This window comes from Aequorivita nionensis (assembly GCF_046352995.1).
In the GTDB taxonomy this organism is placed as follows: domain Bacteria; phylum Bacteroidota; class Bacteroidia; order Flavobacteriales; family Flavobacteriaceae; genus Aequorivita; species Aequorivita nionensis.
This window is the reverse complement of record NZ_CP130281.1, coordinates 2463315-2474227: the sequence shown is the minus strand read 5'-3', so window position 1 is coordinate 2474227 and position 10913 is coordinate 2463315. Positions and strand designations below refer to the sequence as shown.

The 10913-nt window shown below is 36.4% G+C and carries 10 protein-coding genes; 5 read left to right on the top strand and 5 right to left on the bottom strand.

Translation table 11 applies throughout. The features are described from left to right. The 3 genes from Q2U82_RS11245 to Q2U82_RS11235 all read right to left on the bottom strand — a co-directional run bounded on the left by Q2U82_RS11245 (window position 1) and on the right by Q2U82_RS11235 (window position 3868). Window positions 1–1296 carry a TolC family protein gene (locus Q2U82_RS11245; RefSeq protein ID WP_410004964.1) on the bottom strand — a complete coding sequence of 432 codons (1296 nt, stop codon included), beginning with the start codon at window positions 1294–1296 and terminating at the stop codon, window positions 1–3. A gap of 492 nt (window positions 1297–1788) precedes the next feature. Next, window positions 1789–2730: a YeiH family protein gene (locus Q2U82_RS11240; protein ID WP_410004963.1), complete on the bottom strand. Its 942-nt coding sequence runs from the start codon at window positions 2728–2730 to the stop codon at window positions 1789–1791. Next, window positions 2711–3868, bottom strand: a complete 1158-nt coding sequence (locus tag Q2U82_RS11235) for a mechanosensitive ion channel domain-containing protein (protein ID WP_410004962.1) — start codon at window positions 3866–3868, stop codon at window positions 2711–2713. The genes Q2U82_RS11240 and Q2U82_RS11235 overlap by 20 nt, the downstream gene beginning before the upstream one ends. A gap of 221 nt (window positions 3869–4089) precedes the next feature. Between Q2U82_RS11235 and hemN the strand changes: the two genes are divergently transcribed. The 5 genes from hemN to Q2U82_RS11210 all read left to right on the top strand — a co-directional run bounded on the left by hemN (window position 4090) and on the right by Q2U82_RS11210 (window position 9741). Continuing rightward, window positions 4090–5454: an oxygen-independent coproporphyrinogen III oxidase gene (hemN, locus tag Q2U82_RS11230; protein ID WP_410004961.1), complete on the top strand. Its 1365-nt coding sequence runs from the start codon at window positions 4090–4092 to the stop codon at window positions 5452–5454. A 94-nt stretch (window positions 5455–5548) separates the two neighbouring features. Then, a complete protein-coding gene (locus Q2U82_RS11225) occupies window positions 5549–6823 on the top strand; it encodes an alginate export family protein (RefSeq protein WP_410004960.1) in 1275 nt (424 codons plus the stop codon). 38 nt (window positions 6824–6861) lie between these two features. After that, window positions 6862–8328 carry a copper-containing nitrite reductase gene (gene nirK / locus Q2U82_RS11220; RefSeq protein ID WP_410004959.1) on the top strand — a complete coding sequence of 489 codons (1467 nt, stop codon included), beginning with the start codon at window positions 6862–6864 and terminating at the stop codon, window positions 8326–8328. A gap of 86 nt (window positions 8329–8414) precedes the next feature. Beyond that, window positions 8415–9107 carry a formylglycine-generating enzyme family protein gene (locus Q2U82_RS11215; protein WP_410004958.1) on the top strand — a complete coding sequence of 231 codons (693 nt, stop codon included), beginning with the start codon at window positions 8415–8417 and terminating at the stop codon, window positions 9105–9107. A gap of 13 nt (window positions 9108–9120) precedes the next feature. Continuing rightward, window positions 9121–9741 (top strand): SCO family protein, encoded by a 621-nt coding sequence (locus Q2U82_RS11210; RefSeq protein WP_410004957.1) that lies wholly within the window; start codon window positions 9121–9123, stop codon window positions 9739–9741. A gap of 61 nt (window positions 9742–9802) precedes the next feature. Here Q2U82_RS11210 and Q2U82_RS11205 read toward each other — a convergent pair whose 3' ends face one another. Next, the gene (locus tag Q2U82_RS11205) at window positions 9803–9961 is read right to left on the bottom strand and encodes a hypothetical protein (RefSeq protein WP_410004956.1); all 159 of its coding nucleotides are present in this window, start codon (window positions 9959–9961) and stop codon (window positions 9803–9805) included. Window positions 9962–9973: 12 nt separating this feature from the next. Next, window positions 9974–10708, bottom strand: coding sequence for a sulfite exporter TauE/SafE family protein (locus Q2U82_RS11200; protein WP_410004955.1), 735 nt, complete (start codon window positions 10706–10708; stop codon window positions 9974–9976). Between the last annotated feature and the right edge of the window lie 205 nt (window positions 10709–10913).

Sequence of the window (10913 nt, the reverse complement as noted above, 5' to 3'; positions counted from 1 at the left end):
TTACCAGTTAATAAAATTATATTGGCTCTGCAACAACCAGTGATTGGTCTGCATTTGCAATTTGGCATAAACATTCTGTTTGTAATTTTGGATTACATTTAGATAGTCAACAATAGATACCTGCCCCTGCACCAATTTTCCTTTATAAATTTCAAGTATATTTTTCTGTTTTTGTAACTGTTTCTCCAACAATTGCATATTCTCCTCAAGACCTACCGTTTGCTGTTTGATGCTTTCAAGCATGTTTTTCAGTTGTATTTTAGAATTTTCACGATAGTGCTCAAGACTCTCCTTTTTCAAATTGTTCTGCAATTCATTATACTTTCGCTGTTTGCCGTCATATATAGGAATAGTCAAACGCAGGCCGGCGCTTGCCCCTATTCTATGTTCAATATTCTGCAATTCCACCGCGTTCAATCCTGTGTTTGCATAAACAGACACTTGGGGCTTGTACTGATTGTTAAACACTTGCTGGTCCGCAGCCACCTTTAAACTATCATTTTCAAATTTTTTGTTGTAAAAAAATTCAGCAGGAGCATCTATGAAAAAAATATATGGCTGCGCAATTTTATCAACAGTTTCCAAAGGAATACCGCACAAACTATATAATTGGGCTATAGAGGTTTTATAATTATTCTGAATTTGTTTCAATTCCAGCTTTTTGCCCTCAATGTCAAGTTGAAGCAGCAAATAGTCACTTTCCATTAAAACTGCACGTTTTACCAATAGTTCAACAACTTGCAACCTATTCTCCAAATCACTTAAAATCTCCTTGGTAAATTCTTCTTGTAGTTGAAGTTGGTAAGTTGTAATATAAATATCAGTAATGTTCTTTATCAGATTATGTGAAATCTCTTCAGAGGAAAGTGAAATTGCTTCATTATTTATTTTATTCTGAAACAATAAATTATCGATTGCCGATTGGTTAAAAAGGTTTTTGGTAACATTCAATTGGGCAGAATACAAACCGCCGTTAGTTACACCAACATCATAACCAAAAGCATTGGGTGAAGGCGTTGTGGTTATGTCTATTGGCTTGCCGTTATTGTCAAAATAAGGAGCTACCAAAATTTCTGAAGTTGCATTAATTTGAAAAGCCTTATTTTGGGCAATTATCAACTTATTTTGAAGTTCACCTATTTGCTCAAGATTTCTATTTTCGAGCAAGGCCGGAGTATTGCTTTTTGCTTGATTCAAATAATAATCAAGTTCTCTAATATCTTGGGCTGAAACTTGTAATACCAAAAACAAAAAGACAAGAGTAAGCAGCGTGTTTTTCATTATTAATTTGCTCATTTTCTTCTTTAAATCTACGATAAAAAAAAATTGAAATCTTATTGAAGACAATAGTGCCTGACCAGGGAAGAAGTAGTGCGAAACCGAATATTAATCCAACTTCCCTATCAGGGCTTACACTTAGGTACGTTACCCTTAAATGTGGCTAATTCAAATAAACGATGACTGTAACCTAAAAAGTAATTGTGCCTATATGCCCTGATTATTTATTTATATGAGGTAAAAGTAGCGGGGAAATCTAAAGAAATATTAAAGTGAAGAACTAAAGAAAACTTAATTCTTAATAATTGTCTTTGAATCTTAGAGTCATTTAAATGCTTTTGCCTTGAGATACTGAAGGATTTCAAAATACATCAAATGGAAAATTATTTATCCTTAGCGTATTATATCTTTAACAAAATTGATATTTAATTCAATACAGGTAAATGTTGTCGACCCAACTTAAGTAAAAAGAAAATTTTTGGATGCCTTTTTAAAATATGACGAAGCTCTTTATAATAAAATGATAGCCAGCAACGCGCTTATGGAGATAAAAGCCCAAAGTGAAACGCCAAGAATCATCGGTTTCCAACCAGCAGACTTTATTTTATCTATGGAAAGCCCTGCGCCTATTAAAAACAAGGTAAGTACTAAAAGTGATTTTGAAATACTGGTAATGCTTAATGTGATAACTTCAGGAATGGCCACGTAGCTGTTTAGAACGATTGCCAAAATAAATAGAAAAATAAAATAAGGTATTTTTACGCTTTTCCCTTTTCCTTTAAAAAGAAATACAGACAATAATGAAAGTGGAATAATCCAAAGTGCTCTCGCCAATTTTACCGTAGTTGCAACTTTCAGCGCTTCTTCCCCAAAAGTATAGGCCGCCCCAACAACTGAACTGGTGTCGTGAATTGCGATGGCACACCAAAGGCCAAACTCGTGCTGGCTCAGCCCTAACAAATGCCCAAGAGGTGGAAAAATAATTAAAGCGATAGAATTCAACAAAAAGATTACACCCAAGGAAATTGAAATATCTTTTTCCGAAGCATCAATAACAGGCGCAACAGCAGCAATGGCACTACCACCACAAATAGCTGTTCCGGAACTGATAAGGTGACTACCCTTCCTATTCATCTTTAAAAGCTTTCCTAAGAAATAACCAATAATCAAGGTTGCGGAAATTGAAAAAACGGTAAGTATAAATCCTTCTTTTCCGGCAGCCAATGTTTCTTTTAAGTTCATGCCAAAACCCAGACCAACTACCGCAATTTTCAGAAGCCAGTTTACGGCTTTACTATTAAGTGTTAAAAATGGATGCCCTAAAAAATATGAAAAAAGGAATCCGCCCACCAAAGCCACGGGACTGCTAACGTAGCCTAAAATACATAACACCATACAAAGTATAAACAATACCTTTACAAGTGTTTCATTCCTATTGGCTATTTCTTTCATTTTGATCCTTTTCTTTTTTAAATGTTTCCTTTTTATTGTTTTGCTTCACTTCACTTTCTTTATCCTTTTTCATTACAATAGTGCGGTAAGGAAATGGAATCTCAATCCCTTCGCTATCAAAACGCTTTTTTATGCTTTCAAATAAATCACAACGCATATCAAAGGAGTCGGAATAATTACGGGCCCAAGCCCAAGCGCGGACAGTTACAGAAGAATCATTTAATGAAATAAGCGCTGTCCGAACTATTGGTTTTCCGTCCAAAATTTCATTCGCTGAACGGTTGTCTAAAATTAAAGGATGCTTTTCACATTCTTCTTGCATTATTCTTTTTGCCAAATCAATATCACTGTCATAGGAAATTCCTATTTCTATGCGCTCACAAATCTTTAATTCACCCAAATCATAATTTACAAGTTTTTCTTTATTGATGATTGCGTTGGGAATGACAATCATTTTGTTTTCAAAATTGCGGATTACGGTGTGCCTTAGGGTTATGTCTGTTACCGTGCCCACCATGTTGTCAGTAACTTTTATAACATCGCCAATTCTGAAAGGTTTAAATGAGATAATAAAAACGCCTCCCACTAAATTTGACAGTGCTTCTTGTGAGGCAACCCCAGCAATCAAAGCAATGACGCCCGCCCCGCCAAGAGCAGTGTTTGCTATTCCTTTTAAAGAAGGAAATGCTAACAAAGCAAAGAGAATACCTACAGTGTATATTCCAATAATAGCAACGTACCGTAAAAACTTAAAACTAGTGGGGTCTTCAAGATTTTCAATCTTTCTTTTAATACTCATGCCGAACCACATATTCGTGGAGGCGGCACCAACAATAGTCGCAATAGACACGATTCCCAAATAGAGAATCAATTTAAAATTGTGTTGAAGCGCGGCGTACTTTTCTTCATACACAAAAAGAGAGCTCACTAATATAAACCCTAAAACAAGCCAAAGTGCATTTAGTATCCGTTTAATCCAAGTAATGGCTTTTGGTCTTACATTAGGATGTTTCCTTTGCCTTTTTTTCAATAAATGTTTATGGATCACATTGGTGAGAAAACGCAATACAATTACTGAAAATAAAATAATTAACGCATAAATAATATCTGACTTATATGTCTCAAAAAACGTTGTCATATAACTTATAATTATTTTAGTTTACTTGAAAGGCACAAAAATACTAAATGCTCGTTCCTTAAATTCAAAAAATCCTCTAAAAGACATTTTGAATGCAGTATTTGTTGAGATAATGAAATTTAAATATAAAAACCTTCATTGAATTCAGTTTTTTTTGACTGATAATTATCATTTTATAACTTACAGAGCAGCTATAATTTTGACAATGAAAAAAATACCCCATGCAAAACAGTTTAGTTTCAAAGTACAACGTTCCTGGTCCACGATATACAAGTTATCCAACAGTTCCATATTGGAGTAATGAAGATTTTTCACTAAGCGAATGGAAAAAAAACGTCATCCAAAGTTTCTCAGAAAGTAATTCTACTGAAGGAATAAGTCTATACATTCACCTTCCGTTTTGCGAAAGTCTCTGCACCTTTTGTGGTTGTAATAAACGTATAACAAAGAATCACGGTGTTGAAACTCCCTATTTGGAATCTGTTTTAAAAGAATGGCGCCTTTATATAGAAATGTTGCCTGAGCGCCCCATTATAAAAGAATTGCACCTGGGCGGAGGCACACCAACTTTTTTTTCAGCCGAAAATTTACGATTGCTTTTAAAAGGGATTTTTCATGACGCCACGATGGCTAAAAATCCTTCTTTCAGCTTTGAAGGGCATCCCAACAACACCAAAGGTGAACATCTACAAACGCTTTTTGATTGTGGTTTTACACGGGTTAGCTATGGTGTTCAGGATTACAACCCAACAGTTCAAGTTGCGATTCACAGGTTGCAACCCTTTGTGAACGTGAAGCGGGTTACTGAAAGTGCACGCGAAATTGGCTATACTTCCGTTGGCCACGATATTATTTTCGGACTCCCTTTTCAGAAAAAAGAACACGTAATTTATTCTATAGAAAAAACGAAAGAATTGATGCCAGACCGCATTGCTTTTTATAGTTATGCACATGTGCCGTGGATAAAAGGCAATGGCCAACGTGGTTTTAAAGAGGAAGATTTGCCAAGCGCCGCAGAAAAGCGAGAAATGTATGAAACCGGAAAAAAAATGCTGGAAGGAGCAGGCTATATTGAAATCGGGATGGACCACTTCGCCCTTAAAACCGATAGTCTTTACAAAGCTGTGGAAGACAAAAAACTGCACCGCAATTTTATGGGCTATACTGAAAGCAAAACACAATTAATGCTGGGGCTTGGTGTTTCAGCTATTGGCGACAGTTGGTATAGCTTTGGTCAAAACGTAAAAAATGTGGAGGAATATCAAGATCTGGTTGAGCAGGGAATTCTTCCAGTTTATAGAGGCCATATGCTCAAAGAAGAAGACCTCATCATCCGCAAGCATATTTTGAATATGATGTGCCGTTTGGAAACTTCCTGGGAAGATGTATCACTCCAATTTAAAGAATTGCCAGAAGCACTTCTTAAACTCAAAGAAATGGAAGATGATGGTCTAATTAAAATCCACTCTACCAAACTTCAAATTACAGAAAAGGGCCGTCCTTTTGTTCGTAATGTTTGTATGGCTTTTGATGTGCTTTTACAACGAAGCAAGCCAGAAACACAACTTTTCTCAATGACGATTTAAAATCTATACTAAGATTTTTTAGACTACTGATATTAGTCATATTTTCAATTAGAATATATTATGACATTTGCATCAGAAATTAAAATCAACTTAAATGAAGTTATCAAAAAAGATTTTATTCATAATTCTATTTTTTAGCATAACGCAGACCTATTCACAATTTACTGTTGATGCAGAACTCCGTCCGCGTTTTGAATTTCGCCACGGATACAAAACGCTTTTTCCAGATAATACAGATCCTGCCGCATTTGTTTCACAACGCACCAGACTTAACTTTGGATATAAAACTGAAAAGCTTCATTTCTATTTAAGCCCACAAGATGTAAGGGTTTGGGGTGATGTGCCACAACTTAACACAGCAGATGAAAACGGGTTTTCATTGCACCAAGCCTGGGCTGATGTTTTATTAGTTAAAGACCTCTCCTTAAAAATTGGTCGTCAGGAAATTATTTATGACGATCAACGTTTCTTCGGAAATGTAGGCTGGGCGCAGCAAGGAAGAAGCCACGATGCCGCTGTTATAAAGTATGAACCTGCTTTTATGAAGCTTCATTTTGGAGCTGCATATAATCAAGATGAAGAAGCTCTTACAGGAAACATACTAACCACCAATACCTACAAAAGCCTTCAATATGTGTGGCTTCACAAAGATTGGGAAAAATTATCTGCAAGCTTTTTGTTTTTGAATAACGGTCTTCAATACATTGATGAAACTGACGAAACTAAAAATAAAACACGTTATAGTCAAACTGCAGGAGTTCATTTAAAAGCAAATGTGAATAAATTCAATTTTTCATCAAACCTTTATTATCAACTTGGGAAAGATGTTTCTGATAATGATTTAAGCGCCTATCTACTTTCATTGGAAGCCAATTATTCCGCAACCGAAAATCTAAACATTGGTTTAGGTAGCGAATTGCAAAGCGGAAATGATTATGGTGCACCTGCCGATGGAAAAAACAAAGCTTTCAACCCACTTTACGGCACTAACCATAAGTTTAACGGATTTATGGATTATTTTTACGTAGGCAACCATATTAACGGTGTGGGATTAGTAGATTTATACGGAAATGTGAAGTATTCCTTCAGTAAAAAATCAAATATCAATTTGGCTTTACATCAATTTTTTGCTGCAGCTAAAATAAATGACGAAGTATCAAAAGATTTAGGATTTGAATTGGATTTAGTAACTTCGTATAAATTGAGTGAATATGTGGGTTTCCAAGCTGGCTATTCCCAATTTTTTGCGCAAGAAGGTATTGAAATCATAAAAAATAATTTTGACGGCAACACCAATAACTGGGCTTGGATTATGTTAACTATTGATCCAGTTTTATTCACTTGGCAAAAACCAGACACTGAAAATTAATAAACAATAAATAGAATAAACTTTTAAAAACCAACCAAATGAAATCAATTATCAAAAAAAACTTAGTTACCAAAATGTTGCTTGGTATAGGCGCAGTGGCATTTCTGTCTGGCTGTGTTAATGACCAATCAGACAAAAAATACAATGATACGGTAGATATTCCCGTAAATCAGGAAATGATTGCGGAACTTACTTCGCCACCATACGTACCTACTCCCGTAGGAAAACGTATGGCGAAAAAACTGATCGTTGACTTAGAGATTCAAGAACGCGAAGGCGAAATGACCGGCGGTGTAAAATATGTTTATTGGACATTTGGAGGAACTGTGCCAGGAAGTTTTATACGTACCCGCGTGGGCGACGAGGTTGAATTTCACCTAAAGAATCACCCAGACAACAAACTTCCACACAACATTGACCTTCACGCAGTAAATGGTCCTGGCGGTGGAGCGGAATCTTCTTTTGTTGCTCCTGGCCATGAAAAAGTATTCTCTTTTAAAGTGCTAAACCCTGGACTTTATGTTTACCACTGTGCCACTGCACCAGTAGGGATGCACATTGCTAACGGAATGTATGGCCTTATCTTGGTGGAGCCTGAAGGTGGTTTGAAACCAGTTGACAAAGAATATTATATCATGCAAGGTGATTTTTACACTGAAGGTAAATACGGAGAACGTGGCCTGCAAGCTTTCGATATGCAGAAAGCCATAAACGAAACTCCAGACTATGTGGTTTTTAATGGTCACGTTGGTGCAATGACAGGCGATAATGCACTCACCGCAAAAGTGGGTGAAAAAATACGTCTCTTTGTAGGTAATGGTGGACCAGGGCTTGTTTCTTCTTTTCACGTAATTGGAGAAATATTTGATAAAGTTCATGTTGAGGGTGGTGATCTGATTAACGAAAACGTTCAAACAACTATGATACCTGCTGGAGGTGCCGCAATTGTCGAATTTCGTGTGGATGTTCCAGGAACATTTATACTTGTTGACCACTCAATTTTTAGAGCCTTCAATAAAGGTGCTTTGGCAATGCTAAAAGTAGAAGGTGAAGAAAACAAAGCAATTTATTCTGGGGAAATTCGTGATGGCATCTACCTACCAGAAGGTGGTGCAATCCAATCTATGCCTACAGGTGGGGCTAAAACTGAAAAAGAAGAAGTGAAAGCATTAAGTATTGAAGAAAGAATGGCTTTCGGTAAAGACAAATATATGGCTACTTGCGTTGCCTGTCACCAAGCTAATGGACAGGGAATTGAAGGCGCTTTTCCTCCTTTGGCAAAATCTGACTATTTAAATGCTGATGTGAATCGTGCCATTGATATTGTATTGCACGGAAAAACTGGTGAAATAACGGTTAACGGTAAAAAATACAACAGTGTAATGACCGCTCAGGCACTTAGTGATGAAGAAGTTACTAACGTACTTACTTACATTTATAACAGTTGGGGCAACTCTAAAAAAGAAGTTACTCCAGAAATGGTTCAAGCCGTTAGAAACAAATAATAACATTGTTTAAATTGAAATTATATTGCACCGCCCTTTTCTTGACCCTTTCATTTTTTTGTGAGTTAACAGCACAAAATAATAAAATGGTTTTAGTAAAAGGCGGTGTTTATTTACCGCTTTACGGCGCAGAAAATAAAACTGTTAAAGTTGAACCGTTTTTAATGGATATATATCCTGTAACCAATGCAGATTATTTAAAGTTTGTAGAAGAATATCCGCAGTGGAAAAAAAGTAATGTCAAACCTTTATTTGCTGATAAAAGTTATTTAACAAATTGGAAGGATGATGAAACCTTTAAAGGACTTCCAAACGCACCCGTAACAAATGTTTCCTGGTTTGCGGCAAAAAAATATTGCGAGTGCCAAGGCCAGCGGCTTCCAACTATTGATGAATGGGAATTTACAGCTATGGCAAATGAAAATGTACCTGATGCAAGAACAGTTGAAGCCTACAACCAATATATTCTTAATTGGTACGAAACCCCAAAAACCTTCAATAACCCCATTGGAGAAACTTTTAAAAATTATTGGGGAATCTATGACCTCCACGGTCTGGTTTGGGAATGGACTTTAGATTTTAATTCTGTATTAATATCTGGGGAATCCAGAAAAGACGTTGATAAAGATTCAAACCTCTTCTGCGGCAGTGCAGCAATAGGAGCTTCAGATTTGATGAATTATGCTGCCTTTATGCGCTATGCCTTCAGAGGAAGCATGAAAGCCCGTTATTCTTCCCAAAATTTAGGTTTCCGTTGTGCGAAGGATGTTGAAAATTAAAAAATTACACAAAATGAAAAATTTCAAATATTTAGCATTGATAATTGCTTTAACAGCCTTGTTTTCCTGTAATAATACTTCAGAAAAAAATATAGATGCGGCTGGAGTTAAAAAAGAAAAAAAAGTTAACGGCGATGAAATTCCCGAAATGTCAATTTACAACCTTCCCTCCCACTGGACTTCACAAAATGGCGAAGAGATTGAATTGAAAGACCTGCAAGGAAAAGTGGTGGTTATGGTTATGATTTATACCACCTGCAAAGCTGCCTGTCCACGTTTGGTAGCCGATATGCGCAATATTGAAAAGCAAGTTCCCGATGAAAAAAAGGATGATGTACAATATGTTTTTGTAAGCATTGATCCAGAAACCGATACTCCGGAAAGGCTAAAAGCTTTCGCTAAAGAAAACGAAATGGACAATGAAAAATGGCTTTTTCTAAGAGGCACAGAAGGAGATACCCGCGAATTTGCCGCTGTTCTGGCCGTTAATTATAAAGAAATTTCACCGATGGATTTCTCTCACTCAAACATCATTAGTGTTTTTGACCAAAATGGTGAAATGGTTCATCAACAGGAAGGCCTTGGTGTGGACAATAAAGAAACGGTTCAGGCCATCATTGATTTAGCTAAGTAAACAAAGGATAAGGTTTAGAAAATAATACTAAAGTCTAAAGTATATTTCTTTGGTAGAGCATCTATTCTTCTGAAGAAGTAGCTTCGTCATCACCTTTCTTTTTTCCGCCAAATACAAAACTGAGCACGAGGGCGGTCATCACAATACACAAAATTGCAAAAAAGATAATAATTCCGGTTCCCATTCCCCAATTGGCTAGTGGCAAGATTGAATTTGTCATAGTCTAAATATTTTAATGGTTATTTGTTATATTTTCTGAAGCCATCTCGTGGCAATTGTAATTGGCATCAATAGTTTCCGTCATTGGCTTGGGTGAAACATAGGGAATTCCCAATCCTAATCCGCGCACAATAAAAAGACAGCCGATAATCACAACAAAAACAGGAATCGCCCGGCGGATGCGTTGACGTACTTGTCCGTTTAAAAAATTTCCGAGGTAAATTGCTGAAGTCATTAACGGAATGGTACCAATGCCGAAAAGCGCCATATATAAACTTCCCTGCAACGCATTTCCAGAAGCAATTGCACCAAACACAGCCATATAAACCAGGCCGCACGGAAGAAATCCGTTTAAAAAGCCTATTGTTAAAAAAGTGTCTGGGGTTTTCTTTTTCAGTTCCTTTCCCAAAGCCGATTTCACTTTTGAAATAATTTTATAAATCGGTTTTGAAAAATTGTATTTATTGAAGGTTTTCTGCGGAAGAAAAATTACCAAAAGCATCAAAACCCCTATAATTATTGAAAGTTGCTGCTGAAAGCCAAACAGGTTCAAACTTTTGCCAAGCAGTCCAAACACCAATCCGAGGATGCTATAAGCAAAAATTCTTCCGAAGTGATATAGAAATATCTGCCCCAGTTTTTTAAAGTTGTTGTTTCTATCAACCGGCAACAAAAATGCAATGGGGCCGCACATTCCCACGCAGTGGAAACTTCCTAATAGTCCGAATATAAGTGCGGTGTATAGCATTTTTTTGTTTCAGGTTTCAGGTTTCAGGTTTCAGGTTGCAGGTTGCAGGTTACAGGTTACAGTGTTAAGTGTTAAGTGTTAAGTGTTAAGTGTTAAGTGTTAAGTGTTAAGTGTTAATTTAATAAAATTTCAAAATTTGAATGAAACCTAAACTTTTAAACTTCTCAACTCATAAACTTCTCAACTCATAAACTTCTCAACTCAT

Coding starts and splice junctions, on each gene's coding strand:
- Q2U82_RS11215 (WP_410004958.1), top strand. CDS start 8,415: ATGGTTTTAGTAAAAGGCGGTGTTTATTTACCGCTTTACGGCGCAGAA.
- Q2U82_RS11210 (WP_410004957.1), top strand. CDS start 9,121: ATGAAAAATTTCAAATATTTAGCATTGATAATTGCTTTAACAGCCTTG.
- Q2U82_RS11225 (WP_410004960.1), top strand. CDS start 5,549: ATGAAGTTATCAAAAAAGATTTTATTCATAATTCTATTTTTTAGCATA.
- Q2U82_RS11240 (WP_410004963.1), bottom strand. CDS start 2,730: ATGAAAGAAATAGCCAATAGGAATGAAACACTTGTAAAGGTATTGTTT.
- Q2U82_RS11245 (WP_410004964.1), bottom strand. CDS start 1,296: ATGAGCAAATTAATAATGAAAAACACGCTGCTTACTCTTGTCTTTTTG.
- Q2U82_RS11235 (WP_410004962.1), bottom strand. CDS start 3,868: ATGACAACGTTTTTTGAGACATATAAGTCAGATATTATTTATGCGTTA.
- Q2U82_RS11205 (WP_410004956.1), bottom strand. CDS start 9,961: ATGACAAATTCAATCTTGCCACTAGCCAATTGGGGAATGGGAACCGGA.
- Q2U82_RS11200 (WP_410004955.1), bottom strand. CDS start 10,708: ATGCTATACACCGCACTTATATTCGGACTATTAGGAAGTTTCCACTGC.
- nirK (WP_410004959.1), top strand. CDS start 6,862: ATGAAATCAATTATCAAAAAAAACTTAGTTACCAAAATGTTGCTTGGT.
- hemN (WP_410004961.1), top strand. CDS start 4,090: ATGCAAAACAGTTTAGTTTCAAAGTACAACGTTCCTGGTCCACGATAT.